Origin of the sequence: Nocardioides zhouii (genome assembly GCF_004137345.1) — a bacterium.
GTDB classification, from domain to species: Bacteria; Actinomycetota; Actinomycetes; order Propionibacteriales; family Nocardioidaceae; genus Nocardioides; species Nocardioides zhouii.
Map to the genome: position 1 here is coordinate 51,434 of NZ_SDWV01000016.1, position 26,923 is coordinate 78,356.

At 70.9% G+C, this 26,923-nt stretch carries 27 protein-coding genes and 1 tRNA gene; 20 read left to right on the forward strand and 8 right to left on the reverse strand.

Annotated elements, in window-relative coordinates:
- The first annotated feature begins 6 nt into the window (after positions 1 to 6).
- Entirely contained in the window at positions 7 to 3,210 is a 3,204-nt protein-coding gene (locus tag EUA94_RS15290) for an ATP-dependent helicase (protein WP_242494906.1), read from the forward strand.
- Entirely contained in the window at positions 3,207 to 6,440 is a 3,234-nt protein-coding gene (locus EUA94_RS15295) for an ATP-dependent helicase (protein WP_129427751.1), read from the forward strand. The genes EUA94_RS15290 and EUA94_RS15295 overlap by 4 nt, the downstream gene beginning before the upstream one ends.
- Before the next feature lie 10 nt (positions 6,441 to 6,450).
- Here the strand turns inward: EUA94_RS15295 and deoD are convergent, their stop codons facing one another.
- Complete coding sequence (gene deoD, locus EUA94_RS15300; protein WP_129427752.1) at positions 6,451 to 7,161, reverse strand: purine-nucleoside phosphorylase; 711 nt, start codon at positions 7,159 to 7,161, stop codon at positions 6,451 to 6,453.
- Between the two features lie 32 nt (positions 7,162 to 7,193).
- Here deoD and nudC point away from each other — a divergent pair, with 32 nt between their 5' ends.
- Positions 7,194 to 8,117: an NAD(+) diphosphatase gene (gene nudC / locus EUA94_RS15305; RefSeq protein ID WP_242494907.1), complete on the forward strand. Its 924-nt coding sequence runs from the start codon at positions 7,194 to 7,196 to the stop codon at positions 8,115 to 8,117.
- A gap of 8 nt (positions 8,118 to 8,125) precedes the next feature.
- On the opposite strand, the gene EUA94_RS15310 is transcribed toward nudC, so the two are convergent.
- From EUA94_RS15310 to EUA94_RS15320, 3 genes are read right to left on the reverse strand one after another with little or no spacing between them, the layout of a single operon-like run.
- The gene (locus EUA94_RS15310; RefSeq protein ID WP_129427753.1) at positions 8,126 to 8,584 is read right to left on the reverse strand and encodes a ScoMcrA-related endonuclease; all 459 of its coding nucleotides are present in this window, start codon (positions 8,582 to 8,584) and stop codon (positions 8,126 to 8,128) included.
- 43 nt (positions 8,585 to 8,627) lie between these two features.
- Positions 8,628 to 8,879, reverse strand: coding sequence for a mycoredoxin (locus EUA94_RS15315; protein ID WP_129427754.1), 252 nt, complete (start codon positions 8,877 to 8,879; stop codon positions 8,628 to 8,630).
- Positions 8,880 to 8,914: 35 nt separating this feature from the next.
- Positions 8,915 to 9,388 (reverse strand): MarR family winged helix-turn-helix transcriptional regulator, encoded by a 474-nt coding sequence (locus EUA94_RS15320; protein WP_242494908.1) that lies wholly within the window; start codon positions 9,386 to 9,388, stop codon positions 8,915 to 8,917.
- A gap of 86 nt (positions 9,389 to 9,474) precedes the next feature.
- On the opposite strand from EUA94_RS15320, the gene EUA94_RS15325 reads away from it, so the two are divergent.
- The 6 genes from EUA94_RS15325 (at position 9,475) to EUA94_RS15350 (ending at position 13,372) form a co-directional block, all read left to right on the forward strand.
- Positions 9,475 to 9,846: a DoxX family protein gene (locus EUA94_RS15325; protein WP_129427755.1), complete on the forward strand. Its 372-nt coding sequence runs from the start codon at positions 9,475 to 9,477 to the stop codon at positions 9,844 to 9,846.
- 87 nt (positions 9,847 to 9,933) lie between these two features.
- Positions 9,934 to 11,973 carry an ATP-dependent DNA helicase UvrD2 gene (locus tag EUA94_RS15330; protein WP_340640863.1) on the forward strand — a complete coding sequence of 680 codons (2,040 nt, stop codon included), beginning with the start codon at positions 9,934 to 9,936 and terminating at the stop codon, positions 11,971 to 11,973.
- Positions 11,974 to 12,138: 165 nt separating this feature from the next.
- A complete protein-coding gene (locus tag EUA94_RS15335; RefSeq protein ID WP_129427757.1) occupies positions 12,139 to 12,324 on the forward strand; it encodes a hypothetical protein in 186 nt (61 codons plus the stop codon).
- Between the two features lie 113 nt (positions 12,325 to 12,437).
- Positions 12,438 to 12,821, forward strand: a complete 384-nt coding sequence (locus EUA94_RS15340) for a WhiB family transcriptional regulator (RefSeq protein ID WP_129427758.1) — start codon at positions 12,438 to 12,440, stop codon at positions 12,819 to 12,821.
- Positions 12,822 to 12,871: 50 nt separating this feature from the next.
- Positions 12,872 to 13,066, forward strand: coding sequence for a hypothetical protein (locus EUA94_RS15345; protein WP_129427759.1), 195 nt, complete (start codon positions 12,872 to 12,874; stop codon positions 13,064 to 13,066).
- 126 nt (positions 13,067 to 13,192) lie between these two features.
- Positions 13,193 to 13,372, forward strand: a complete 180-nt coding sequence (locus EUA94_RS15350; protein WP_129427760.1) for a hypothetical protein — start codon at positions 13,193 to 13,195, stop codon at positions 13,370 to 13,372.
- A gap of 7 nt (positions 13,373 to 13,379) precedes the next feature.
- On the opposite strand, the gene EUA94_RS15355 is transcribed toward EUA94_RS15350, so the two are convergent.
- Complete coding sequence (locus EUA94_RS15355) at positions 13,380 to 13,895, reverse strand: hypothetical protein (RefSeq protein ID WP_129427761.1); 516 nt, start codon at positions 13,893 to 13,895, stop codon at positions 13,380 to 13,382.
- A gap of 125 nt (positions 13,896 to 14,020) precedes the next feature.
- Positions 14,021 to 14,179 carry a DUF5679 domain-containing protein gene (locus EUA94_RS22185; protein WP_165356914.1) on the reverse strand — a complete coding sequence of 53 codons (159 nt, stop codon included), beginning with the start codon at positions 14,177 to 14,179 and terminating at the stop codon, positions 14,021 to 14,023.
- A gap of 191 nt (positions 14,180 to 14,370) precedes the next feature.
- Here EUA94_RS22185 and EUA94_RS15360 point away from each other — a divergent pair, with 191 nt between their 5' ends.
- The 3 genes from EUA94_RS15360 to EUA94_RS15370 all read left to right on the forward strand — a co-directional run bounded on the left by EUA94_RS15360 (position 14,371) and on the right by EUA94_RS15370 (position 17,109).
- Positions 14,371 to 15,177 carry an enoyl-CoA hydratase/isomerase family protein gene (locus EUA94_RS15360; protein ID WP_129427762.1) on the forward strand — a complete coding sequence of 269 codons (807 nt, stop codon included), beginning with the start codon at positions 14,371 to 14,373 and terminating at the stop codon, positions 15,175 to 15,177.
- Between the two features lie 296 nt (positions 15,178 to 15,473).
- Positions 15,474 to 16,523, forward strand: a complete 1,050-nt coding sequence (locus tag EUA94_RS15365; protein ID WP_242494909.1) for a PHP domain-containing protein — start codon at positions 15,474 to 15,476, stop codon at positions 16,521 to 16,523.
- 49 nt (positions 16,524 to 16,572) lie between these two features.
- Positions 16,573 to 17,109 carry a M48 metallopeptidase family protein gene (locus EUA94_RS15370; RefSeq protein WP_129427763.1) on the forward strand — a complete coding sequence of 179 codons (537 nt, stop codon included), beginning with the start codon at positions 16,573 to 16,575 and terminating at the stop codon, positions 17,107 to 17,109.
- A gap of 603 nt (positions 17,110 to 17,712) precedes the next feature.
- Here the strand turns inward: EUA94_RS15370 and EUA94_RS15375 are convergent.
- Positions 17,713 to 18,258 carry an NUDIX hydrolase gene (locus EUA94_RS15375; RefSeq protein WP_129427764.1) on the reverse strand — a complete coding sequence of 182 codons (546 nt, stop codon included), beginning with the start codon at positions 18,256 to 18,258 and terminating at the stop codon, positions 17,713 to 17,715.
- Positions 18,255 to 19,568, reverse strand: a complete 1,314-nt coding sequence (locus EUA94_RS15380) for a zinc-dependent metalloprotease (protein WP_129427765.1) — start codon at positions 19,566 to 19,568, stop codon at positions 18,255 to 18,257. Before EUA94_RS15380 ends, EUA94_RS15375 begins: the two co-directional genes overlap by 4 nt.
- A 60-nt stretch (positions 19,569 to 19,628) precedes the next feature.
- Between EUA94_RS15380 and EUA94_RS15385 the strand changes: the two genes are divergently transcribed.
- The 8 genes from EUA94_RS15385 to EUA94_RS15420 all read left to right on the forward strand — a co-directional run bounded on the left by EUA94_RS15385 (position 19,629) and on the right by EUA94_RS15420 (position 26,696).
- Positions 19,629 to 20,054 (forward strand): molybdenum cofactor biosynthesis protein MoaE, encoded by a 426-nt coding sequence (locus EUA94_RS15385; protein WP_129427766.1) that lies wholly within the window; start codon positions 19,629 to 19,631, stop codon positions 20,052 to 20,054.
- A gap of 42 nt (positions 20,055 to 20,096) precedes the next feature.
- Positions 20,097 to 20,333 (forward strand): hypothetical protein, encoded by a 237-nt coding sequence (locus EUA94_RS15390; protein ID WP_242494910.1) that lies wholly within the window; start codon positions 20,097 to 20,099, stop codon positions 20,331 to 20,333.
- A 27-nt stretch (positions 20,334 to 20,360) separates the two neighbouring features.
- The gene (locus EUA94_RS15395) at positions 20,361 to 21,413 is read left to right on the forward strand and encodes a YlbL family protein (RefSeq protein WP_129427767.1); all 1,053 of its coding nucleotides are present in this window, start codon (positions 20,361 to 20,363) and stop codon (positions 21,411 to 21,413) included.
- Positions 21,410 to 22,000: a PPA1309 family protein gene (locus EUA94_RS15400; RefSeq protein ID WP_129427768.1), complete on the forward strand. Its 591-nt coding sequence runs from the start codon at positions 21,410 to 21,412 to the stop codon at positions 21,998 to 22,000. The genes EUA94_RS15395 and EUA94_RS15400 overlap by 4 nt, the downstream gene beginning before the upstream one ends.
- Positions 21,997 to 24,957, forward strand: a complete 2,961-nt coding sequence (locus tag EUA94_RS15405) for a UPF0182 family membrane protein (RefSeq protein ID WP_129427769.1) — start codon at positions 21,997 to 21,999, stop codon at positions 24,955 to 24,957. The genes EUA94_RS15400 and EUA94_RS15405 overlap by 4 nt, the downstream gene beginning before the upstream one ends.
- 48 nt (positions 24,958 to 25,005) lie before the next feature.
- A tRNA-Met gene (locus EUA94_RS15410) sits at positions 25,006 to 25,079 on the forward strand.
- Positions 25,080 to 25,262: 183 nt separating this feature from the next.
- Positions 25,263 to 25,493 (forward strand): helix-turn-helix domain-containing protein, encoded by a 231-nt coding sequence (locus EUA94_RS15415; protein ID WP_129427770.1) that lies wholly within the window; start codon positions 25,263 to 25,265, stop codon positions 25,491 to 25,493.
- A 6-nt stretch (positions 25,494 to 25,499) separates the two neighbouring features.
- A complete protein-coding gene (locus EUA94_RS15420) occupies positions 25,500 to 26,696 on the forward strand; it encodes a tyrosine-type recombinase/integrase (protein WP_129427771.1) in 1,197 nt (398 codons plus the stop codon).
- The last annotated feature ends 227 nt before the right edge of the window (positions 26,697 to 26,923 follow it).

A 26,923-nucleotide genomic window follows, 5' to 3' on the forward strand; every position in this document is an offset into this window, starting at 1 on the left:
GACCCTGTGAGTACGACGACGCGCTACCGGCTGGTGGCCCCCGACCGCGAGGTCGTGGTGCCCGAGCTCGACGAGCACCAGCAGCGCGTGGTCGACCACGAGGGCGGTCCGCTCCTCGTGCTCGCCGGACCCGGCACCGGCAAGACGACGACCCTCGTCGAGGCGATCGTCGACCGCGCCCACCACGGTGGCGGCGTCCTCGCGCTCACCTTCTCGCGCAAGGCCGCGGAGCAGATGCGTGACCGGGTCACCGCGCGCATGGGCGCCACCACGACGGCGATCACCTGCAGCACCTTCCACTCCTTCGCCTATTCGCTGGTGCGGCGCTACGCGCCCACCGAGCTCTACGCCGCGCCGCTGCGACTGCTGTCGGCGCCCGAGCAGGACGTCGTGCTGTCCGAGCTGTTGACCACGGCGCCGGAGTCGGTCGTGTGGCCTGACGGCCTGCGAGCGGCCGTGGGCACCCGCGGTTTCGCCCGCGAGGTCCAGGACGTCCTCGCCCGCGCACGCGAGCGGGGCCTCGACCCACAGGACCTCGTAGAGCTGGGCCGCGCGGAGGGCCTCCCGGTGTTCGAGGCCGCCGGCCACTTCATGGAGCAGTTCCTCGACGTGATGGCCGCACAGAGCGCGATCGACTACCCCGACCTGATCGCGCGGGCAGTGATCGAGGCGACCAGACACCGCGACGAGCTGCGGGCCGAGTTCGGCCACGTCTTCGTCGACGAGTACCAGGACACCGATCCCAGCCAGGTCGAGCTCCTCCACCAGATCTGCGGCGACGGGCGCAACCTCACCGTGGTCGGCGACCCCGACCAGTCCATCTACGGTTTCCGGGGCGCCGAGGTGCGCGGCATCCTCGACTTCCCCCGCGAGTTCCCCCGGGCCGACGGTCGCCCCGCCGAGGTCGTCGCGCTCGGCACCACACGCCGTTTCGGCTCCCGGCTCCTCGCCGTCTCCCGGCGGGTGGCGGGCCGGATCGCGGTCAGCGGCTCGATCCCTGTCGAGGCGTTCGAGCGGTTCCGCGCCCCCGAGCCGGCCGGCACCGAGTGGGGTCCCGGCCGCGTCGACGTGCTCACCTTCGACACCCAGCGCGCCGAGGTCGAGCACGTCGCCGACCTGCTCCGGCGTGCCCACCTCGAGGACGACGTGCCGTGGGGGGAGATGGCCGTCCTGGTGCGGTCGGGTCGCGCATCCGTACCGCCGCTGCGGCGGGCGCTGGTCGCGGCCGGGATACCCGTCGAGGTCGCCCGCGACGAGGTTCCACTCGTCCGCGAACCCGCGGTCGTGCCCCTGCTCGATGCGCTCCGGCTCGTGGTGGACCGGGAGGTCGACGACCCCCAGGACCCCGACTTCGTGACGCCCGAGCGGGTGGAGGCGCTGCTCGTGTCACCGCTCGGCGGCCTCGACGCGACCGACCTGCGGGGCCTGGCGCGCGGACTCCGGGCGAACGACGACACCGGCGCATCGTCTCCCCAGCTGGTCCGGCGTGCCGTGCTGGATCCCACCTACCTCGACGAGGTCGAGGTCGTCGCCGGTGTCGACAAGGCTCGTCGCCTCGCGCGCCTGCTCGCTTCTGCCGCTGAGGTCGACGAGTCGGGCGGGACCGTCGAGGACGTGCTCTGGGCACTGTGGTCCGGCACCGAATGGGGAGCGCGGCTGCGCTCCCTGACCGAGCGTGGTGGACACGGGGCCAGGCTTGCCCATCGCGACCTCGACGCCGTGTGTGCGCTGTTCGAGACGGCCGCGCGCGCCGAGGAACGCATCCGTCGGTCGTCGGTCGCGGAGTTCCTCCACATGCTGCGCGCCCAGCAGATCCCGGGGGACACCCTCGCCGACCACGGCGTACGCGGCGAGTCGGTGCGACTCCTCACCGCCCACCGCGCCAAGGGCCTCGAGTGGCGCCTGGTCGTCGTCACCCACGTGCAGGAGGGCGGGTGGCCGGACCTCAGGCGACGCGGCAGCCTGCTTGGCGCCGACCGGATCTCTCGTGACGGTCTCCTGCCCGAGGTGACCCGGTCGGCGATGCTGGCGGAGGAGCGACGGTTGTTCTACGTCGCCTGCACGCGGGCTCGCCAGCGCCTGGTCGTCACCGCCGAGAAGTCTCCCGACGACGACGGCGAGCAGCCGTCCCGCTTCCTCGCCGAGCTGGGCCACCAGCCGATCCACGCGGTCGGCCGACCGCAGCGGCCACTGTCCCTCGTGGGGCTGGTCGCGGACCTGCGCAAGGTGCTCGGCGACCCGGGGGCGGCGCCTGCCCTCCGCGACGCGGCGGCCGAACGCCTCGTACGCCTGGCCGACACGGAGGCGCACGGTCGTCCGGTCGTACCTGCCGCCGACCCGAGCACCTGGTGGGGGATGCGTGCCCTCTCGCGATCCGACCGCCCGGTGCGACCGGACGCAACCCCGGTGGCGTTGTCCGCGAGCGCCCTCGACGGGCTGCTGACCTGTCCGGCCCAGTGGTTCCTCGCCCGCGAGGCCGGTGGCGAGCAGACCAGCTCGGCCAGCCAGGGCTTCGGCAACCTCGTGCACGCCCTCGCCGACCGGGTGGCGCGCGGGGAGATCGCCCAGCACGGAGACGTCGCCGCCGCGGTGGACGACCTCATGGCGCACGTGGACCACGTGTGGGACCGCCTCGCGTTCCGTACGCCGTGGTCGCGGTCCCGCGAACGCGTGGCGCTGCACGCGGCCCTGAGTCGTTTCCTGGCCTGGCACCGGCGACCCGGGGCGTCGACCCGGGTCGAGACCGAGGTCTCGTTCCGCGCCGAGGTGAGCCTCCCCGACGGGCAGCGGGTGCTGCTCAACGGCCGTGCCGACCGCCTCGAGGTCGACGACGACGGCAAGGTCGTGGTGATCGACCTCAAGACCGGCAAGTACCTCCCGACTGACAAGTCGCTTCCCGACAACCCGCAGCTCGGTCTCTACCAGTACGCCGTCAACGCAGGCGCCGTCGACGAGCTCCTCGGCGGCCCGACCCGGGCATCCGGTGCCGCGCTGGTGCAGCTGCGCGCGGGCAGCGACCTTCCCAAGGTGCAGCAGCAGGCACCGCAGGTCGCGGACGCCGACGGCCTCCTGACCATCGAGCGCCAGCTCATGCAGGCGGCAGAGGTGGTCCGGAGCGAGGACTTCGTGGCGCGCCCCGGACCCCACTGCGAGCGGTGTCCGTTCCACGCCGTCTGCCCCACCAAGGCCTCCGGATCGGTGCTGTCATGACCACCCTCGCCCCGCCCCCCGTCGACATCACCACGCCCGAGCAGCTCCGCGAGGTGATGGACGCCGACTTCGTCTTCAGCGACGAGCAGTTCCAGGCCATCACCGCGCCCCTCGAGCCGGCCGTGATCATCGCCGGCGCCGGCTCCGGCAAGACCACGGTCATGGCGGCCCGGGTCGTCTGGCTGATCGCGACCGGACGTGTCGCCCCCCACGAGATCCTGGGCCTCACCTTCACCACCAAGGCGACGGCCGAGCTCGCCACGCGAATCCGGGACAACCTCGCCCGGGCACGCCTCATCGACCCCGATCGTCAGCGCGCGGTCGACGCGGAGGAACCGGACGAGGCCGATGAGCCGACCGTCTCGACCTATCACTCCTACGCAGCGAACCTCCTCGCCGAGCACGGTCTCCGCATCGGGCACGAGCCCGACTCCCGGCTCATCGCCGACGCCCTCCGCTACCAGCTCGCGGGGCGTGCCGTGCAGCGCCACGTACGGCCCGTCGAGCACCTCACCGACTCCCCGCCCCACGCGATCGCAGGACTGTTGGCGCTCGACGGCCAGCTCAGCGAGCACCTCGTCGACCCTGATGTGCTGCGCGCCCACGACGCGGCTGATCGCGCGCGCTTCGAAGAGGGGATGGTGGGGGAGTCACGCAAGACCTATCTCGACCGCAACCTCAAGGCCATCAGCGCCATTGACCGTCGCGCGGAGCTGCTCGAGCTCATCGACGGCTACAGGTCGCTCAAGTCGCAGCTCGGACTCGTCGACTTCTCGGACCAGATCGCCCTTGCCGCGCGGTTGGCCCAGGAGTGCCCCGAGGTGGGCGAGGCCGAGCGCGACAAGTTCAAGGTCGTGCTGTTGGACGAGTACCAGGACACCTCTGTCGCCCAGGCGATGATGTTGAGCCGCCTCTTCTCCGGCACCGACGCGGAGCACGGTCGGGGACATGCCGTGACGGCGGTCGGTGACCCCAACCAGGCGATCTACGGCTGGCGCGGTGCCTCGGTCTCCAACATCCTCGACTTCGACAAGGACTTCCCCGCCCGCGAGGGGCGCGCCCGGCGCTTCACGCTGGCGGTCAACCGTCGCTCCGACCGCCGCATCCTCGAGACCGCGAACCACCTCGCGGCCACCCTCTACGACACCACGCCGGACTCCGGACGTCTCGTCCCGGCAGACGATGCAGGCCCGGGCGAGGTCGGTGTGACCGTCCACGCGACGTGGGACGACGAGCTCGACTGGCTCGCCGACCGCGTACGCCGATCGCACGCGACGATGGACGAGCCCGCCTGGCGTGGCATCGGCGTGCTCACCCGCGACAACTCGCACGCCGCGGCGGTCTTCGACCGGCTGAGCGAGCACGAGATCCCCGTCGAGATCGTCGGTCTGAAGGGGCTGCTCCGGCTGCCCGAGGTGGCCGAGGTCGTCGCGATGCTCACGCTCATCGGCGACGTCACCGCCAACGCCGACCTGCTGACCGTCCTGAGCGGCGCCCGCTGGGCCGTCGGGCCGCGCGACCTCGCCCTCCTGGGCCGACGCTCGCGCGACATCGCCGGCAGGCACGGGTCTGACGGCGCGGAGGTGCCGCTGGAGACCGAGCTGCTCGGTGCCGTCGACGGTGCCGACCCCACCGAGATCGCGTCGCTCTCCGACGCCCTCGCCGACCCGGGCGACCTCGACTACAGCCCCGAGGCGCGCGAGCGGTTCACGCTGCTGTCCGACGAGCTGCGGAGGCTGCGCCAGGCGGCGGGCGAGCCCCTCCTCGATCTCGTCCGGCGCATCATCGACGTGACGGGGATCGACGTCGAGCTCGCCTCGTCGAGCTCGCCGGCGGCCGCTGCGCGTCGCGACAACCTCGACCTCTTCGTCCAGGCCGTCTCGGAGTTCCAGGGTCTCGACGGCCAGATCACCCTGGCCGCCCTCCTCGCGTGGCTCGAGGCCGAGGACGAGTTCGGGCAGGGGCTCGACGTGGCGACGCCCAGCGAGGCCGACTCCGTCAAGCTCCTGACCGTCCACCGGGCGAAGGGCCTCGAGTGGCACACGGTGTTCCTGGTGGGCGTCTGTGAGGAGAAGTTCCCGACCACCCAGGGACGCTCGACGTCGGTCACCGTCCCGCACGTCCTGCCGGTGGCGCTGCGGGGCGACAGCCAGGACCTGGCTCCATTGAGGGGCTACACGCCTGACGACATCGAGTCGTTCAAGAAGGAGACCAAGGCGCGTGACGCCGTGGAGGAGCTCCGGCTCGCCTACGTCGCCTGGACCCGCGCCAAGCACCGGCTCTTCGTCTCGGCGTGGTGCTTCGCACCGCACCGCAAGACGGGGACCGGCCCGTCTGCCTACGCCCGCGCCACCCGCGAGGCGGTCGAGTCGTGGGGCGAGGTCCCCGAGCGATGGCAGGACTGCCCGCAGCGGGGAGACGCCAACCCCTACGCAGCTGTCGTCGCCGACCTGCCCTGGCCCATCTCGCACCACACGCCGGAGGTCGAGCGCCGGCACGAGGCCGCCCGGGTCCTGGCCGCCGTACGGTGGGGGCCGTGGCAGCCCGCCCCCGTCGACGACCTCCTCGTCCAGGAGCGGATCGAGGCGTGGGACCGCGAGATCGATCGTCTGGTCGCCGAGGCCTCCCGCGGCGAGGACGGTGACCGCCGCGTTCCGCTGCCGAGCAGCCTCTCGGCGACGGCTCTCGCCCGGCTGCGCGACCAGCCCGACGAGTTCGCCCGCGACCTCGTACGCCCGATGCCCCGACCTCCTGCGTCGCAGGCGAGGTTCGGCACACGCTTCCACGCCTGGGTGGAAGGCCGACTCGGCCAGCAGCAGCTGCTGCTCGATCCCGACGACCTGCCCGGCCGCTACGACTCGGGCATCGAGGACGATGCCGACCTCCAGATCCTGCAGGACGCCTTCGAGGCCGGACCGTTCGCCGACCGCGCCCCGCACGCCGTCGAGGCGCCCTTCGCCCTGGTGCTCGCCGGCCAGGTCGTCCGCGGCCGCATCGACGCGGTGTACGCCGAACCGGACGGCGGGTTCCTCGTCGTCGACTGGAAGACCAGCCGCCACGAGACCTCCGACCCACTCCAGCTCGCGCTCTACCGCCTCGCTTGGTCGGAGCTCACCGGCACCCCGCTCGAGCAGGTGCGGGCTGCGTTCCACTACGTGAGGTCCGGCCGCACCGTCGAGCCGCCCGACCTCCCCGACCGCGCCGGCCTGGAGCAGCTCCTCGAGCTCTGAGGTCCGTACGTCAGGCCAGGGCGGCCGTGAGCGCGATCTCGACCATCTCGCCGAAGGTCTGCTCGCGCTCCTGCGAGGTGGTCTCCTCGCCGGTGACGATGTGGTCGGAGACAGTGCAGATCGCGAGGGCCTTGCGGCCGTACTTCGCGGCGAGGGTGTAGAGCCCGCTGGCCTCCATCTCGACGCCGAGCACGCCGTACTTCACCATCTCGCCGAGCAGCTCGGGGCGGGCGGCGTAGAACGAGTCGCTGGAGAAGATCAGCCCGACGTGGAAGGGCGAGCCGCCCTCGCGCGCCTCGGCGGCCTCGACCGCTCCGCGCAGCAGGCCGAAGTCGGCGACGGGCGCGTAGTCGAGGCCGTGGAAGGCGATCCGGTTCATCGAGGAGTCGGTGCAGGCGCCCGAGGCGATGATGACGTCGCGGATCCCGACCTCGTCGGTCACCGCGCCGCACGAGCCGACGCGGACGATCGATTGCACGTCGTAGTCCCGGAACAGCTCGTTGACGTAGATCGCCATCGACGGCTGGCCCATGCCGGAGCCCTGTACGGAGACCGGCTGGCCGCGCCACGTGCCGGTGAAGCCGTACATCCCGCGGACCTCGCTGTAGCAGCGGGCGTCGTCGAGGAAGGTCTCCGCGATCCACTTCGCCCGCAGCGGATCGCCGGGCAGCAGGACGGTGGGTGCGATGTCGCCGGGCCGGGCGCCGATGTGCGTGCTCACCCCGCGCACGCTACCGACTACCGTGGGAAAACGTGACCTCCGTACGCCCCCTCCCGCACGCCGCGCTCTCCGCCCACGCCCACAACCGGATCGGCCTGCGCCGCACCGACGAGGCGTGGCTCGACGAGCGGATGTCCGAACCGGCGACGCGGGTGCTGGTCGTGGCCGGTAACCGGCTCCGGCTCGCGGACGGGTCGGTCGAGTGGGTGACCCCTGATCGCGCGCCGGACGGCACCCGCGTCCTGCTGGGCGAGCGGGACGGCGTCGTGCACCTCGCGGTGATCGTCGGGCCTGACGACGCGCCCGGCGACCCCGAGGAGTGGGTGCCGCTGCGGGCCGTGCTGACGGCGCTGGCCGAGCACGACCCCGACCAGGCCCCGCTGCTCATGCACGCGATCGGCCTGGCCGAGTGGCACCACGCGACCCGCTTCTGTCCCCGCTGCGGCGGCGACCTCGTCAGCCGCGCGGCCGGCCACGAGCTGCGGTGCACGCAGTGCGACCGCGCCCAGTTCCCCCGCACCGACCCCGCCGTGATCATGGCGATCACGCACGGCGACGGCGACGACGAGGCGATCCTGCTCGGCCGCAACCGCAGCTGGCCGCCGGGACGCTGGTCCACGCTCGCCGGGTTCTGCGAGCCGGGGGAGACGCTCGAGGACGCCGTACGCCGTGAGGTCGACGAGGAGGTCGGCGTCCGGGTCGGCGAGGTGGCCTACTTCGGCAGCCAGCCGTGGCCGCTGCCGGCGAGCCTGATGCTCGGCTTCACGGGCCGCGCCCTCAGCACCGAGATCGACGTGGACGGGGCCGAGATCGAGGAAGCGAGGTGGTGGACCCGCACCGAGCTCGAGGCCGCGGCGCAGTCGGGCGAGCTCGTGGTGCCACGCGGCGTCTCGATCTCGTCGTCGCTCATCGAGAGCTGGTTCGGCCGTCCGCTCGAGGGTCCCGGCTGGGACTGACCCTCAGGTCAGTCGCACTGGTCGCAGATGCCCGTGGCGGGCATCGCGATGAAGCAGTGCGGGCACAGCTTGTCGACGATCCGGTCGCTCGCCGCGACTCGGGGGCGGCTCGTCGTGGTGGCGCGCGTCGTAGTGGCGCGAGGCGTACGGGGCGTGGTCGACCGGGTGCCGGGCACGCGCTCGGCGACGGGCGGGGAGTCGTCACGGATGTCGAAGCCGAGGCGGACGAGCGCCTTGCTCGCCGCGGCCGAACCACCCGGGATGTCGGCGGCGGTCAGCGTGCGGCCCGTGGCGAGGCCGTGGGCGATCCCGGCGATCGCGGCGGCGTCGTACTCCCGGCCGTGGTGCAGCAGGACGTGGGTGGAGACGCCTCCGCGCACGAGCATGTAGTTGCCCCCGCCCGCCGCGTCCCAGGTCTCGATGGCGGTGAGGACGTGAGGACGGTCGATCGAGTTCAGCAGGGACACGACAGCAGGCTAACCCCGACGGTCCGACACGGTCCGGCCAGCCTCACGAAAGCGTCGCCAGCTTCTCCTTGATCTGGGCCACGGAGGGGTTCGTCAGGGTGCTGCCGTCGGTGAACAGGAGGGTCGGCACGGTCTGGTTGCCGCCGTTGGCCTGCTCCACCGTGAATGCCGCATCCGGCTGCTGCTCGATGTCGACGATGTCGAAGGTGATGCCCTCGCGGTCGAGCTGGCTCTTGAGGCGGTGGCAGTAGCCGCACCAGGGCGTGGTGAACATCGTGAACTGGTTGTCGGACATGTCCGGTCCAACGATGCTGCGCCCGCGAGCATTCCCTAGCAGGACCGGCCGGGGTCGATGCGCTCGATCACTGTCTCGCTGATCCGGCGCAGTGCCGCGAGGTCGTCGGCCGCCACGGCGTCGACCAGCAGGTGTCGGACCCGCGCCACGTGGCCGGGAGCGGCCGCGACGACCTTCACCCAGCCGGCGTCGGTGAGCACCGCGTTCGTACGCCGTCCGGCGCCGGGGATGCGCTCGCGGCGGAGCAGGCCCTGGGCCTCCAGCCGCTTGACGACGTGGGACAGGCGCGAGAGCGAGGAGGAGGTGGCCGCGGCGATGTCGCTCATCTGGAGGGTGCGGTCGTCCCGCTCGGAGAGCACCGCCAGGACCATGTACTCGAAGAAGGTGAGCCCCTGCTCCGACTGGAGCTGCGCGTCGAGGGCGCCGGGCAGCTTGATCAGCAGCGCCGCGGCCGCCATCCAGCCCGCGAGCTCGTCGTCGCTCAGCCAGCGGGGCTCCTCGGTGGTCACGCGATCGAGGCTAGCGGAATAACTTGATGCATCAAGTTCTTCTCCTGAGAGTTATTGACGCCTCAAGTTCTCTGAAGGAGACCCCCATGAACATCACCCTGTGGATCATCGCCATCGTCCTCGCCGTCGCGTTCGGCGCGGCCGGCTTCATGAAGGCCACCACGCCCAAGGCCAAGCTCGCCGAGAACATGGACTGGGTCGAGGACTTCTCCGAGCGGACCGTGAAGCTCATCGGTGTCGTCGAGATCCTCGGTGCGATCGGCCTGGTCATGCCCGCCGCACTCGACATCGCCCCCGTGCTCACGCCCCTCGCCGCGAGCGGGCTCGCCCTCACGATGGTGCTCGCAGCGGCCACCCACGCCCGCCGCAAGGAGTTCTCGATGATCGGCGTCAACGTGGTCCTGGGCGGGCTCGCGCTGTTCGTCGCGATCATGCGGTTCGGGTCGCAGTCGTTCTGATCGGGCTGTGGAGAGCGGTCGGCCGGCTGTCGGCCCCGGCGCATAGGGTTGGCGCGTTCGTCCACCCACCCCCGCCAGGAGCCGACGTTGCTCGAAGCGCTCGACCCCGAGCAGCGACAGGTCGCCGAGGCCCTGCGCGGTCCCGTGCGGGTGCTCGCCGGGGCCGGGACGGGCAAGACCCGGGCCGTCACCCACCGGATCGCCCACGGGGTCGCGACCGGCGTCTACGCGCCGACCGAGGTGCTGGCGCTGTCCTTCACCACCCGCGCCGCGGGCGAGATGCGTGAGCGGCTGCGCGCACTGGGTGCCCCGGGTGTGCAGGCCCGTACGTTCCACTCGGCAGCGCTGCGCCAGCTGAGGTTCTTCTGGCCGCGGGTGCACCAGCGTGAGCTGCCGGAGCTGACCCAGTCCAAGCTCGGGATGCTCGCCCTCGCCGCCCGACGCCAGCGGCTGGCGACCGACCAGGCCACCCTGCGTGACCTGGCCAGCGAGATCGAGTGGGCCAAGGTCAGCAACGTCTCGCCCGACACCTACGCCGCCCTCGCCCGGTCACGCGCCAGGGCCGTCTCCGGCCTCGACCCCGAGGTGGTCGCTCGCGCCTTCGGGGCCTACGAGGAGGTCAAGCGCGAGCAGGGCCGGATGGACATGGAGGACGTGCTGCTCTTCGGCGCCGGCCTGCTGGCCGACAACGAGGCCGTGGCCGCCCAGGTGCGCCGCCAGTACAAGTGGTTCGTCGTCGACGAGTTCCAGGACGTCTCGCCGCTCCAGCACGCGCTGCTCGATCTGTGGCTGGGCGGTCGCGAGGAGCTGTGCGTGGTCGGTGACCCGGCCCAGACGATCTACTCCTTCGCGGGCGCCGACGCGCGCTACCTGCGCGAGTTCGGCAAGCGCTTCCCCTCGGCCACCAGCGTCGAGCTGGTCCGCAACTACCGCTCCACCCCCGAGGTCGTCACCGGTGCCAACCAGCTCCTGGCCGGCACCGAGAGCCAGGGCGTGGCGCTGGTGGCCCAGCGTCCGTCCGGCGCGAGCATCACCTACCGCGAGGCGACCGACGAGGTGGCAGAGGCCGACGCCGTGGCCGACCGCGTGGCCGCGCTGCGCGCGCAGGGGACCCCGGCAAGCCGGATGGCGGTGCTGCTGCGCATCAACGCGCAGAGCGAGCGCTTCGAGGAGGCGCTCGCGGCGCGCGGCCTGCCCTACGTCGTACGCGGTGCGGCGCGGTTCTTCGACCGGGGCGAGGTGCGCCAGGCGATCACCCTCGTACGCGGCGCAGCGCGCAGCGGTGAGGGGGCCGGGCCGGTGCCCGATGCAGTGATTGCGGTGTTCTCGCAGATGGGCCACTCCACCCAGCCGCCCGAGGGCAGGGGAGAGGTCCGCAACCGCTGGGAGTCGCTGCAGGCGCTGGTCGACCTCGCCTCCGACTTCACCCGCGAGCGACCCGACGCGTCACTCGGCGACTTCGTCGACGACCTCGACCGCCGCGCCGGGGAGCAGCACGCGCCGGTCGCCGACGCGGTCACCATCGCCACCATCCACTCCGCCAAGGGCTTGGAGTGGGACGCCGTCTTCGTCGCCGGCATGCACGAGAAGATGATGCCGATCTCGCAGGCGCAGACGCCCGCGGCGATCGAGGAGGAACGGCGCCTGCTCTACGTCGCCATGACCCGCGCCCGCGACGAGCTGACCGTGTCGTGGGCGAGCGCCCGCGAGCCGGGCGGTCGCGGCAACCGCGGCCCCTCGCCGTTCCTGGCCCCGTTGCTCGACGGCGCGCCGGGCGTCTCGGCGCAGCGCCGGGAGCGCAGCGAGCGCAACCGGGCCGCGATGCGCTGCCGCGAGTGCGGAAGCCCCCTGGCCAACGCCAAGCAGAAGAAGATCGGCCGCTGCGCCGACTGCCCGGCGTCCTACGACGAGGCGCTCTTCGAGCGACTGCGCGAGTGGCGCCTGGCCCGCGCGTCGGAGGACAGCGTCCCGGCGTTCGTGATCTTCACCGACGCGACGCTCCAGCTGATCGCCGAGCACGCGCCCGCCGACGAGACCGGGCTCCGTGCGATCAGCGGGGTCGGCCCGAGCAAGCTGACCAAGTACGGCGACGAGGTGCTCGCGCTGGTCGCGGAGGCCTCGGCCTGAGGGCCTCGAATCGTCCGGAAGGATGATTCCGGAACAATTTTCGGTAATACCCACAAAATCGTTTGCCCCTGACGCGGGGCAGGGTCTAGCGTTCCCTTCACCAACCCACGCGCATGGGATCCCTGACAACGATCCGCGCCCGACGCCCCGAAGGAGGTGGCCAGCATGGAGAACTACACGAAGACGATGACGGCTTGGACGCCGTCCTTCGGCATGTCCACCCTCGGCCGCCCCTGCGCGCACAACCGCGCCTTCGGCGCCGGCGTGATGGCTGTCCAGGGCGACGCCGCCGCCATCGTTCGCATCAAGGGCGATTTCCCGGGTTCTCCTGCCTGGAGTCCGTCGACATAGGTGACACACCTACATCGGCAGCCTCCAGGCCGCGGAACCCGACACCGGGATCCGCGGCCTTTCTGTTTGTCCATGCACCCGCGATCAGGTCAATGAAGAGGAGGTGAATACACATGACCATCAGCGTTCTCGACCGCAACCGAGCTGCCGCCGTCACGACCCCGCTGGAGCCCCAGGCTCCGCTGGGAGCCCTGCACGACGCAGCTGCCGGAGTGGATGAGGAGTTGCTGCCCTGCCGCGTCTTCGACGCAGAGCTGTGGTTTGCCGAGTCCCCTGCGGACGTGGAGCACGCCAAGGCCCTCTGCCTCGCCTGTCCGGTCCGGGCACTCTGTCTCGACGGAGCCCTCGAGCGGCGTGAGCCGTGGGGCGTCTGGGGAGGCGAGCTCTTCCTCCAGGGCGTGGTGATCCCGCGCAAGCGGCCGCGAGGCCGGCCCCGCAAGTCCGAGCAGGTCGCAGCTGCGGCCGAGCAGAAGCAGAAGGACGGGGCCGCCGCGTAGGCGCCACCGCGTACTCACTCCCACTCAGGAAACACAAGGAACACACCTCAATGAAGACCTACCGAAATGGAAGCAACGACATGAATCTCATGCATGAAGAACTCGCACGCGCGCAAATGTCCGCGCGCCTGGGAGAGGCGCACGAAATGCGACGGGGCCACCACCTGGTGATGGCCCGTCGGATGAGCCGCAAGGCCGAGCTGGCCGCGCAGCAGGCGCGCCTCGCCCTCGCCCGAGCGATCTGAGAAGGCCCTCGCCCTGATCGCGGGTGAGCACAGACCACGAGCCGGTACGTCGTCACGATGACGACGTGCCGGCTCGTGGGTCATTTCTGCCTCGACCCGCCGACGCCCAGGAGTAGCGTCGCCCGGGTGGGCGTAGACGAGGACGAGACGGTCAGCTGCCACCTCTGCGGCACCCGCGCCACCGGGGCCGAGGCACTGACCTGGACCACGGCGGTCGAGAACGGTCGGCACTGCGCCTTCTGCGACACCTGCTCGCGCGCGCACCTGCGCGCGATGGAGGGCAAGCTCGACAGCGCGTGGTGGTGAGGCGCCCTCACGCCGTGTCGAACCAGGCGCACCCGCAGTAGGGGTGGCGCTCCCACCGGCGTGCCGTGGGGAGCGGCTCGTGGTCGAAGCGCCACGAGGTAAGCCAGGTGTGCGGCGCGTCGCCGGCGATCCAGGCCGTCAGGTCCCGGGCCGCGGCACCCGCGGCCAGGGCGAGGAGCGGTCGCGGCAGCAGGTCCAACAGGTCACGCGGCCGGTCGTCCAGGACAGCCGCCGCTACGCACCGCGCGCACGGACCGACGCCGGGCGCGGCCCACGGACCCACCTCGACCGCCCACGGCGTGACGCCGAGGAGCAGGTGGGGGAGCGAGGCGACGCTCCAGTCGTCGACGGCCCTCGAGACCGCACGGCCGGGAGCGAGGCTGATGCCCACCGGGGCCGAGGTCTCGACGGTGATCCCGGCGACCGCGAGCGCCGCCAGTGCCTGCGTACGCCACGGGTCGGGGCAGTCGAGCTGGGCGCGCAGCGGCACGGCGTACGGGCTGCGGGGGCACGGGTGAGGCATGGCTCCGACGCTGCCACGAGGACCGGTGCCGTGGAGCGCCATCCACAGGCGAGAACACGGGGGAAATGCAGCAGCGGCGCCACCCGGGTGGGTGGCGCCGCCGCTAGTTGATCAAGGGGTGATGCTCACGCCTTGCCGAGGATGCGGTTCAGGTTGGTACCGCAGACCGGGCAGACGCCCTTGGCCATCTTGGTGCCCTTGTCGTTGACGCGGATCTCGCCCTCCGCCTCACGCTTTTCCTTGCACTTGACGCAGTAGAATTCACCGCTCCAGGTCTCCGCCATGACGGCCTCCTTGCTTGTTGTTCTTGGTCGTCGCGACGGGGTTGTCTAAGGGGAAGCCCGCCGGGGATCTCAGGCGTCTGCCCGAGCTCCGTCGACGACCCTACGCCACGCGTGGCTCACGCTCACGCACCACACGCGCTGAGCGTGAAACCGCGTGAACGCGCGGTCGGCCCCATCAGTACCCTCGACGCATGCCCGACACCTCCCGCGACCTCACCCACCTGCGCCTCGAACGCCCCTCCGAGGGGGTCGTGCTGCTGACCCTCGACAACCCCGACATGCGCAACGCGATGAGCGACGAGATGACCGCGTCGTGGGTCGCCGCGATCGACGAGCTCGCCTCCGACACCTCGCTGCGCGCGGTGGTCGTGACGGGATCTGGCAGCGCCTTCTGCTCGGGCGGCAACACGTCGTGGATCGCCAGCGAGCCCGACGCGAGCGTCGACCAGCTCCGCCGGCGGATGCTGCCGTTCTACCGCGCGTGGCTCTCGATCCGACGCCTCGAGGTCCCGACCATCGCCGCGGTCAACGGAGCCGCCATCGGAGCGGGGCTCTGCCTCGCCCTCGCCTGCGACATCCGCTACGCCGCGAGCGGTGCCAAGCTCGGCCTGCCCTTCAACAAGCTCGGCATGCACGCAGGCATGGCCGGCACGTGGCTGCTGCCCAACGTCGTCGGGCCGGCGCACGCCCGCGACCTGTTGCTCACCGGCCGCATCGTCGAGGCCGACGAGGCCCTGCGGCTCGGCCTGGTCTCCCGGGTGCTCGAGGGCGACGGGTTCCTCGACGAGGTGCTGGCCACCGCCGCCGGCATCGCCGCCACCGCCCCGATCGCGAGCCGGCTCACCAAGGTCGCGCTCGCCGACGGCGGGCACGCCGACTTCGAGTCCGCGCTGCAGTGGGAGGCGCTCGCCCAGCCGATGACCTTGGCGACCGCCGACCTCCAGGAGGGCATCGCCGCCGCCCGGGAGAAGCGGCCGGCGCGGTTCGAGGGCCGCTGACCCTCCGCGAAGAAGAAGGGGCCCCGCAGCCTTCGACGCCTGCCTTCCCCTGCTGACGTCGAGGAGCCGTGGGGCCCTTCTGCGCGCCACCGTACGAGCGTGCCGCTCGCCCGGTCAACGGGTCGACGTGCCCGCCTGTGGACAGCCCTGTGGAGGCCCTGTGCACGCGGCGGTCGCACCGGTGGAGCAACGGCCCGGCAGTGGGGACAGGCCTGTGGGCGACACGCCCGGCGCGGCGTCGTACTGTGCGGGTGACCAGCACGTACGCCGATCGCGCGGCTGTGGAGGAGAGAAAGTTGAGCGAAGTTTCGTCGTCCGGCGAGGCCCGGGGACCGGTTGCCACGCTGCGGCGGATCGCCTTCCTGATGGAGCGCCAGCGCGAGGAGAGCCGCCGGATCGAGGCCTTCCGCAACGCCGCCCGCACGATCCTGCCGCTGCCCGACGACGAGGTGCGCCGCCGCGCGGCCGCCGGCACGCTCACGGAGCTGGCAGGGATCGGGCCGAGCACGGCCGCCGTGATCACCGACGCGTGCAACGGCGTGGTGCCGGACCGTCTGGTCGGGCTCGAGAAGACCGCCGGCCCGCTCGCCACTGGTGGTGAGGAGCTCCGCGCGCGCCTCCGGGGTGACCTGCACTCCCACTCCGACTGGTCCGACGGCGGGTCGCCGCTGGAGGAGATGGCGATGACGGCGATGGAGCTGGGCCACGACTACCTCGTCCTGACCGACCACAGCCCGCGGCTGCGGGTGGCCAACGGCCTCAGTGCTGAGCGGCTCGCCCGGCAGCTCGGCGTCGTCGACGCGGTGAACGAGCACCTGGGCGGCACCTTCACGCTGCTCAAGGGCATCGAGGTCGACATCCTCGACGACGGTGCGCTCGACCAGACGCCGGAGATGCTGGGGCGGCTCGACGTCCGGGTGGCGTCGGTGCACTCCAAGCTCAAGATGGACGCAGCCGCGATGACGCGCCGGATGGTCGGAGCCGTACGCAACCCGCACACGAACGTGCTCGGCCACTGCACGGGACGGCTGGTGACGGGCAACCGCGGCACACGCGCGCAGAGCCAGTTCGACGCGAAGCTCGTGTTCACGGCCTGCGCGGAGGAAGGCGTGGCGGTCGAGATCAACTCGCGACCCGAGCGCCGCGATCCGCCGACGAAGCTCCTGGAGCTGGCGCGCGACCTCGGGTGCCTGTTCTCCATCGACTCCGACGCGCACGCGCCCGGGCAGCTCGACATGCTCGACTACGGCGCGGCGCGGGCCACCGAGGCGGGCATCGACCCGGAACGGATCGTCACCACGTGGGAGCGCGACCGGCTGCTGGAGTGGGCGGGCGCGCGACTCTGACCAGCGCGTCCGGGCACCCGGTGTGGGTGGCGGGAGTTAGGTTCGGCGCATGAGCTCGCCGACCCCCGACGTGGAGGTACGCCGATCGCGCCGCCGTCGGCGCACCGTCTCGGCCTACCGCGACGGTGAGCAGATCGTCGTGCTCATCCCGGCGACGATGAGCAAGCGCGACGAGGCCACGTGGGTCGCCGACATGGTCGCCCGGATCGAGCGGCAGGAGCGCCGCAAGCTGCGCTCCGACGACGACCTCGTGGCCCGTGCCGCCAAGCTCAACGACACCTACCTCGGTGGACTGGCGGTGCCGGCCTCGGTGCGCTGGGTGACCAACCAGAACGCCCGCTGGGGCTCGTGCACGCCGGGCGACCGGACGATCCGGCTCAGCGACCGGCTCCAGAAGATGCCGGCCTGGGTGGTCGACTACGTGCTCGTGCACGAGCTCGCCCACCTGCTCGAGGCGGGCCACACGCCGGAGTTCTGGGCCTGGGTCGACCGCTATCCCCGGGCCGAGAAGGCCAAGGGCTATCTCGAGGGCTATTCGAGCGCCGCACGCCTCGAACCACCCCCTGGGGTGGAGGACGAACCTTGAGTTCATCCGCAAGTCGACTCAAAGTATGGACAATTCGGCTGACGATGCCACGGAACCCGGATCTCTGAGTTACGGTCGCTGTCAACCTTCTCGGGTTAGTGCACCGCAACGTGGGGAAAAATCTCGTGACCGGAATCAAGCCGGACCGTCGTCAACTCGTCCGGGCGGGTCTATGGACGGTGCCTGCCGTTGCCGTGGCGACGACTGCGCCCGCGTTCGCGTCCTCTGCAGCTAATCTCTCAACCAGCTCTGGCACGAATCCCCTGGTGCCGTACACGCTTAGTGGCAGCGATATAACCGGGAATCTGACTCTGCGTAACACTGGCGGCGGGGCTACAGACGCACTCACTGTCACAGTGAAGGTGTCGACGGGCGTGGCCAGCGGTAATGGCCAACACACTGCGCCTGCTGGGTGGAGTCGCTCGGTCATCTCCGCCACTGAGGTCCGGTTCACTGCCCCAGTAGGGACGCAGATCATCGTAGGTGGCTCTCTAGCGATTACTTTCGTCGTCAAACGCGAAGGATCTGGTACTGCGACTGTGACCACCACCGCAGACCCTGGAACGGGTACCGACGGCATCATCGTCGGCACGGTCTGACGCGTCAGCGGGTCAGGCGCGCGACCGCGTCACCGATCAGGCGCCGCATGTCCGGGTAGATCTCCGGCAGTGCGTCGATCGGCCACCAGCGCACGTCGAGCGACTCCTCGCTGACGGCATGGCGTGAATCCCGCGTCGCCGTGGCGAGGAAGCGTACGTCGAGGTGGTGGACCGTCGTCCCGGGCGAGCAGAACTCCACGGCGTGCTCATCGAGGTCGAGCGGGACCGGGTCGAAGTCGAGGTCCGTGAGCCCGGACTCCTCGTACGCCTCCCGCAGCGCGACCCCGGCCAGGGTGGTGTCGCCCGGCTCGCAGTGACCGCCGAAGGCGAGCCAGACGCCCGCCTTGCGGTGGTGGTTGAGCAGCACCGCGTCGGCCTTCGCCGTCAGCACGATCGTCCCGGCGGTGAGGTGGTCGGGCAGGCAGCCGCGGGTCATCGCGTCCGGGTGCGCGTCGAGGTGGGCGACGAACCGACTCCGCAGCTCGGCGTCGCGCGCGCTCGGCGGCGCCCACCCGGCCAGCACGGCCCGGGCGTCGGAGTGGAGCGTCACGGACCGTCGAGGAGGTCGCGCAGGCCGGCGTCGAACTCGTCCTCCGACAGCTCGCCGGGAGCGACCGAGTCCTCACGGAACCCGAGCGGGTCGTCGAGGTCGGCGGCGGTCGGCAGCAGGTGGGGCGACATCCAGACGCCGTCGCGGGCCTCGGCGCCCTGACGGGTGCGCAGCGACCCCCACAGCACAGACGCGTCGCGCAGCCGGCGCGGCCGCAGCTCGAGGCCGACGAGCGTCGCGAAGGTCTGCTCGGCCGGCCCGCCGGCGGCACGCCGACGGCGTACGGTCTCCTGGATCTTCGCGGCCGCAGGCATCCGCTCGGCGGTGGCCTGGCTGACCACCTCGTCGACCCAGCCCTCCACGAGCGCGAGGGTCACCTCGAGCTTCTCGAGGGCCGCCTTCTGCGCGGCCGACGGCTCGGGGTCGAACAGGCCTCCGGCCATCGCGTCCTGGATCGCCGAGGGGTTGGAGACGTCGATGTCGCGCAGCTTGGCCTCCATGCCGGAGGTGTCGAAGTCCATTCCGGCGCCGTACTCGGACACCGCGCTGATCAGGTGGTCGCGCAGCCACGGGACGCCGGCGAACAGTCGCTGGTGCGCAGCCTCGCGCAGGGCGAGGTAGAGCAGCACGTCGTCGGGCGTCACGTCGGGCAGCTCGGCAGCGAAGGCCGCCACGTTGGTGGGCAGCAGCGCCGCCTTGCCGGTCGGGCCGAGCGGGAGGCCGATGTCGGAGGCGCTCAGCACGTCGCCGGCGAGGGCGCCGAGACCGCTGCCGACCTGGTTGGCCACCATCGCGCCGCTGGCCTTGCCGAGCATCGCGATGAGCGGACCGGCGAGCTGACGCATCTCCTCGGGCATCGCCTGGCCCAGAGCCGTGGTGGCGGAGCCGGCGATCGGCTCGACGAGCACCTTCCAGACGTCGATGGTCTCCACGATCCACTCCGCGCGCGACCATGCCGCGGTGGTCGCGACACCCGACGGGAACTCGGTCGTGGTGTCGAGCCAGTGGTCCGCGAGGCGTACGGCGTCGGCGACCGCGCTCGACTGCGCGGCGCTGACGGTCGGGTCCGGCTCCTGGGCAGCCGTGCGCCGGGCGAGGTCGGTCACGGTCTCCCAGTTGACGGGCCCGTCGTGGGGAGCGAAGAACGACTGCATCTGCGCCATCAGCGCGCCGAGGTCGGGCATGCCGCCGCCCGCGCCGCCGAGGCCGCCCATCTGCGCGAAGATCTGCTCGAAGGGCGTGCCCTTGAAGGGGTTGTTGTCGTCGGGGCCCTGACCGGACGATCCGGGGCCTCCGGGGGTGTCACTCATGGCATCCACGGTACCCACTGCGCCCAGCCCCGTCCCGCCCCGTCGTCCTAGACTCCGGGCGTGACTGATCCCGTGCGACTCGTCGCCATCCGTGACACCCCGCTCGACGTGACCGAGGTCGTCGACTCGCTCGGTGACGCCGGAGCCGGCGGGCTCACGCTCTTCATCGGGCAGGTGCGCGACCACGACCACGACAAGGGTGTCACCGCGCTCGACTACTCCGCGCACCCGTCGGCGCTCGAGCGGCTCGAGGACGTCTGCCGTCGCGTGGCCGCCGAGCACGACGTACGCGGTGTGGCCGCGGTGCACCGCGTCGGCCAGCTCCGCATCGGCGACCTCGCTGTCGTGGTCGCCACCACCGCGGCGCACCGGGGCGACGCGTTCGCCGCCTCGCGCGCCCTCATCGACACCCTCAAGGCCGAGGTGCCCATCTGGAAGCACCAGGTCTTCGACGACGCGACCGAGGAGTGGGTCGGCACGCCGTGACGCCTGCCCGGTGTGGACGCCCCGGCGCCCTACCCTCGGAGCGTGGAGATCCTGCTCTGGCTCGTGCCCGCCGTCGTCGCCACGGTGATGGCCATGGTCTGGGTGTCCTGGATGGGGCGTGACGGTCGCGGCGAGGTCGACCGCGACGTCGCCGTCGAGCGGCTCGGCAAGGCCCTCGGCAAGGAGATGCCGGCCGGCACCCGTCGTACGGCCGCACCCGCGCGGGATCGCAGCACGGGCATCGCCGTGCGTCCCAGCCACGGGCAGAGTGCGGGGTAGTTGCGCACGTTTGAGAGAGTTGCGCCCATGAGTCAGCGGACCAGGGCGGGGCTGCTCGCACTGTGCCTGCTGGCCGTGCTGTGGGGGACCGCTGTGTTCGTGCCGCTGCCCTACGTCACCTATCGCCCCGGACCGACCGTCGACATCCTCGCCGAGGTCGACGGCGAGGAGACCGTGCAGGTCACCGGGCACAAGGCCTACTACGACGACGGCGAGCTGCGGATGACGACCGTCTACGTCAGCACCCCGGAGGAGCGCGTGGGCCTCGCCGAGCTGCTGCAGGCCTACTTCGACCCGGACGACGCCGTCTGGCCGCGGTCGGCGGTCTACGCCCCGGAGGAGACCGACGAGTCCAACGACCGGGAGTCCGCCGGCGCCATGGTGTCGTCGCAGGACACCGCCGTCGCTGCCGCACTGACCGAGCTCGGCGAGAAGATCACGCCGATCGTCGACATCGTCGACATCACGCCGGGCATGCCCGCCGACGGCAAGCTCGAGGTGCGCGACGTCCTGGTCAGTGTCGGCGGCACCGCCATCACCAGCACCCAGGACGTCGTCGACGCCATCGACGGATCGCCCAGGGGCGAGCCGGTCGCCTTCGTCGTACGCCGTGGGAAGAAGGAGCTGACCGTCCAGGTCACCCCGCGCACGGTCGACGGCGACTACCGCGTCGGCTTCTCGCCCGGGGTGGGGTTCGACTTCCCGTACCGGGTGAGCGTCAGCATCCCCGACAGCATCGGCGGCCCGAGCGCCGGCCTGATGATCTCGCTCTCCGTCTTCGACACGCTCACGCCCGGCTCGCTGACCGACGGTGCCGACATCGCCGGCACCGGCACGATCACGCCGTCGGGCAAGGTCGGGCCGATCGGCGGCATCCAGCAGAAGATCGCCGCCGCCCGCGACGCCGGCGCGGAGCTGTTCTTCGTGCCGGCGGACAACTGTGACGGCATCGGGGGAGTGGACACCGGCGACATGCGCCTCGCCAGGGCCACCACCATGCACCGTGCCGTCGAGACCCTCGCCGACTGGGTCGCCGACCACGACGCCCCGCTTCCGAGCTGCAAGGACACCGCTTCATGACGACCGACCCCACGGACATCGCACTCCTGCCGGAGGACCCGGCGCTGGCTGCGGCCGTGCTGGAGATCGAGGCCCACGTCGCCCAGGAAGGGTGGGACCAGCCCGCCCGCCTGTACGCCCTCGTCGACACCGCGACGCTCGTCGCGCAGGAGCCGGCGCTGGCCGCGGCGATGGCCATCGACGGACCCGCCGACGACGGCTCCTTCACCTCGATCGAGCAGGAGGGCCTCCCGCCGGGCCAGGCCCTCGAAGCAGCACTCCACTCGATCGCCTGGCCCGAGAGCGTCCTCGGCTGCGCCGCCGTAATCGAGCGCCTCGTGCTGCCTCCCGACGTCGACGACGACATCCCGGACGACCCGACCGCCGCCGAGCTGTTCGCCCGCCAGCACCCCGACCGGCAGGAGGTCCGGATGGTGGCCGGCGTGACCCGAGCCGGAGCGTCGTACTGTGCCCTGCGACTGCGCGCGCACGACGACGAGCAGTCGGTGGTCAACGGCACCGAGCTGGTGCCGGGGCTCCTCGACCTCCTCCACGCGACCCTGAACGACGCCCACGACGCCACCCACGAGAACCCTGAGCAGGCATGAGCAATCCGTTCGACAGTCCCCGTTCCGGCGGCCCCCAGGGGCCCTCCGGACCCACGCCCACGCGCACCACGCCCCCCTCGCGGCGGCCGGGAGCACTGGTCATCACCGCGATCGTCCTGGTCGTCGGCTTCATGCTGCTCAGCGGCTTCGCTTCGTTCTGGACCGAGCGCCTCTGGTTCCGCTCGGTCGAGTACGGCGAGGTCTTCACCACCCTGCTGCTGACGCGCATCGGGTTGTTCTTCGTCTTCGCCGGCCTCATGGCCGCAACGGTCGGGATCGCGATGGCGATGGCCTACCGGTTCCGCCCGGTCCTGTGGCCGGGGATGCCTGGCATGCCCGACGACGGCATGGACCGCTACCGCGAGCTGCTCGCGCCCCGGATGAACTGGGTGATCGCCGGCGCGGCCATCGTGATGGGCCTCTTCGCCGGTGCGTCCGCGACCGGCCAGTGGCGCAGCTACTCGATGTGGCGCCACGCCCAGGACTTCGGCACGACGGATCCCTACTTCAAGAAGGACGTCGGCTTCTACGTCTTCCAGCTGCCGTTCTGGCACTACCTCGTCGACTACGTGATGGCGCTGGCGGTCGTCGGCCTGATCGCCGTGGTCGTCATCAACTACCTCTTCGGCGGCGTCCGCCTGTCCGCGAGGCCGGGGGACCGGCTCACCAGCGCCGCGCAGATCCAGGTGTCGGCCCTGCTGGCCCTGTTCGTGCTGGCCAAGGCCGTCGACTACTGGCTCGACCGCTTCGACCTGGTCACCAACTCCGGCTCGATCTTCACGGGCATGGGCTACACGGACGCCAAGGCCGTGCTCCCGGCCAAGGAGATCCTCGCCGGGATCGCCGTGGTCTGCGCGGTGCTGTTCCTGGCCAACATCTGGCGTCGCACTTGGCTGCTGCCGTCGGTCGGTGTGGCCCTGTTCGCCCTGTCGGCGATCATCCTGGGTCTCATCGTCCCGTCGGTGGTCCAGGCGATCCGGGTGAACCCCAACGTGCCCGACCGCGAGGGCGAGTACATCCAGGCCAACATCGACGCGACCCGCGCGGCGTACGGGCTCGACCAGATCGACGTCGGCCCGGTGGAGGGCACGCCGGTCACCGGTGGCGGCCGGCTCGACGAGCTCGACGGGATGACCTCGAGCGTCCCGCTCGTGGACCCCAAGATCGTCAGCGAGGTCTTCGAGCAGCAGCAGCAGGTCCGCGCCTACTACTCGGTCAGCGACGTGCTCGACGTCGACCGCTACGAGATCGACGGCGTCGACCGCGCCGTGGTGCTCGGCGTGCGCGAGCTCGACCAGGCCGGCATCGCGGAAGGCGACCGCAACTGGACCAACCTCCACACCGTCTACACCCACGGCGACGGCGTCATCGCGGCGTACGCCAACCAGCGCCCCGAGGACGACTCCAGCCAGTCGCTCAACGTCCAGTGGGCGGAGGGCCAGCAGGCCAACGAGGACGCGCTCACGGGTCTGTCGCCGGACGGCGTGGAGAGCCGCGTCTACTTCGGTGAGAAGAGCCCCGACTACAGCGTCGTCGGCAAGAGCGGCTCGGGCGCGGATCGCGAGCTGGTGCTGCCCGCGGGCGAGGGCGAGGAGACCGCCGAGACGACGTACGACGGCGACGGTGGCGTGCCGGTGGGCGGGCTGTTCAACAAGCTGCTCTACGCGGTGAAGTTCAGCGAGCCCAACTTCCTGCTGTCGGGTCGGGTCAACGAGAGCTCCAAGGTGCTCTACGACCGCGACCCCCGCAGCATGGTGGAGAAGGTCGCGCCGTGGCTCACCGTCGACTCCGACCCCTACCCGGTCGTCGTGGACGGGAAGATCACGTGGGTGCTGGATGGCTACACCGCCACCGACAAGTACCCGCAGTCGCAGCGCGAGTCGCTCGAGACGATGACCGACGACTCGCTCCAGCAGGACAACGGTTTCCAGACGCTGCCGACCGACGAGATCAACTACCTGCGCAACTCGGTGAAGGCGACCGTCGACGCCTACGACGGCACGATCACGCTCTACGCCTGGGAGCCCGACGACCCGATCCTCAAGGTCTGGGACGAGGTGTTCCCCGGCCTGATCAAGTCGCGCGACGACATCCCCGAGGCGCTGATGTCCCACCTGCGCTACCCCGAGGACCTGTTCAAGACCCAGCGCTACCACTTCCAGCGCTACCACGAGACGGTCGCCAAGGACTGGTTCGAGGGCTCCACCCGATGGGTGCTGCCCAAGGACCCGCAGGCCTCCACGCGTCTGCAGCCGCCCTACCGACTCTTCACCGACACCGACGGCACGGGCGAGCAGTCGTGGTCCCTCACCTCCGTCTACGTCCCCCGTGAACGCGAGACCCTCGTCGCCTTCATGAACGTCAACAGCGACGCGACGAGTGAGGACTACGGGAAGATCTCTGTCCGCGAGCTGCAGGACACCAGCACCGACGGCCCGATCCAGATCGCGGCGGCGTTGAGCACGGACGAGACGGTGCGACAAGAGCTGCTGAGCTTCACCAACGGTGACGCCAAGCCGATCTTCGGCAACCTGCTCACGCTGCCGATCGACGACTCGTTCATGTACGTCCAGCCGCTCTACACGCGGCGCGACAGCGAGTCGGCATTCCCGGTGCTGAGCTTCGTGCTGGTCTCGTACGAGGGTCGCGTCGGCATCGGCGAGACGCTGCGCGAGGCGATCGAGGACTCGCTCGACGGGGTCGTCTCGACCCCCGACCCGTCAACCCCGGAGCCGACGGAGACGCCGACCGCGACGCCTTCGGAGTCGCCGTCGTCCTCGCCCTCGACCCCGGCCCCGGGCGGCACGCAGGCGCAGATCCGCGACCTGCTCCGTCAGGCCGAGGAGAAGTTCACCGAGGCCGACGCCGCCCAGCAGGCCGGCAACACGGTGAAGTGGGCCCGGCTGATGGAGGAGGGTCGCGACCTCATCGAGGAGGCCGTACGCCTGGCCGGCTGACCCCGATTTGGGCTGTCCGCACCGCGGCTGTAATGTTCTGTTCACCGACGCGGGGTGGAGCAGCTCGGTAGCTCGCTGGGCTCATAACCCAGAGGTCGCAGGTTCAAATCCTGCCCCCGCTACAAAGTTTCAGGCTCGGAGATCACGGATCTCCGAGCCTGAAAGCATTTGAGATTTGATCCGACTGCCACAAACCGGCCATAAACCCCGTCTCGAGACCACTCCACGACGCACCGACGGCCATCGGCACGGAATGTCACGGAGCCGTGCGGGAGCATCCGGGACACCGAGCACACCTGACGGCCATGGAGACCACCCACGGCACGTTGAGCGGCCTGGAGCCGCTGCTGAGCATCGAGGAGCTCGCCGAGTATCTCGACGTGCCCGTCACGACGATCCGCGACTGGCGCACCGACGGCAAGGGGCCGTGCGCGATCAAGGTCGGCGGTCGCGTCCGCTTCGCCACCTCCGACGTCCTGACCTGGCTGCACAGGCAGCGCGAGGCCGAGCCGGGGCGCGGACCCAGCGGTGGGTGAGCGATCGTGGCTAGACCTCGCACTCCGATCGGCACCTTCGGTGAGATCCACGTTGAGAGGATCCACGACGGTCGAGCCCGGGCGCTGACCCGGTTCCGTGACTACGACGGTCAGCTGCGCCGAGTCCAAGCGACGGCGGACACGCCGAAAGCGGCTGAGCGCAAGCTGAAGGAGATGCTTGCCGAGCGGACCGAGCAGAAGGTCGGGCAGGGCGATCTCACGTGTGCCAGTTCCTTCCGGCATCTGGTTGACGTATGGCTGGCCGATCTCGACCTCGAGGACGCGCTCGCTCCCAGCACGCGAGCCCTCTATGAGCGCAACATGCGCCAGCTCGTCCTGCCGGCCTTCGAGCACTACGCGCTGCGCGAGGTCAGCGTCCGCAAGGTCGACCAGTTCATCAAGACGCTTGCCAAGACCAAGAGCTACAGCATGGCGAAGCAGGCACGCACGGTCCTGAGCCTGGCCTTCGGGCTCGCCGTGCGCTACGACGCCATGCGCGAGAACCCGGTCCGCGACACCGCTCGCCTTCGCAGGCCGCCCGCTCAGGCAATGTCTCTGACGATCGAGCAGGTAGAGGAGATCCGACGGGCAGTGCGCGGTTGGCGCCGAGGGTCCGGCGTGCCTGGCCCACCGCCGGACGGGCAGCTGGAGCAGATCATCGAGGTCATGCTCGGCACCTCGGCTCGGATCGGTGAGGTGCTCGCCATCCGCAAGTGCGACGTGGACGTGACGAGGTCTCCGGCGACGGTCCGCCTGTGCGGCACCATCGTTTCGCCCGCGGGCAGGCCCACGCATCGCCAATCCCACCCGAAGACAATGAAGTCCACCAGGACTGTCTCGGTGCCGTCGTTCACCGCCGAGGTCTTGCGCGCACGGCTGGTGGCCATCGCATCAGAAGCGCCAGACCACTTGATCTTCTTCAGCCGCAACGGCACTCCACTGACGACGAACAACATCCGCCGACGGCTCCGCGCGGTGCTCGAGGAGGCCGGGATCGAAGGCGTGACGCCCCACTCGTTCCGGCGTACGGTCGCGACCGTCCTGGATCGCGCCGCAGGAGCGGACCTGGCTGCGGAGATGCTGGGCCACACCTCGTCCAAGATCACCAAGGAGCACTACATCGAAGCGGACGAGAAGGTGAATCCCGTGACTGCAGAGATACTCGAGGCGCTTGCTCCGCATTGGTCCGATGGCGAGGGCTGACTCGAGGCACCGGGGCCTCGACCTGCGAGTGCATCCCACGGTCCCGCTGATTCAGCATGACCGGCGCGACCTGCGGTTTTGATGATTTTGACCTCCTGCCACGCCGTCGGCCCCACGCCGCTCACGGCGCGTGGTCCCACCGAGGCAGCGTTCATGTAGCCAGTGTGCATGGCGAAAGCACCAATTCTTGCCGTCCTGAGCGCCCGTCCTGTGCGCCCCCTCCTCCG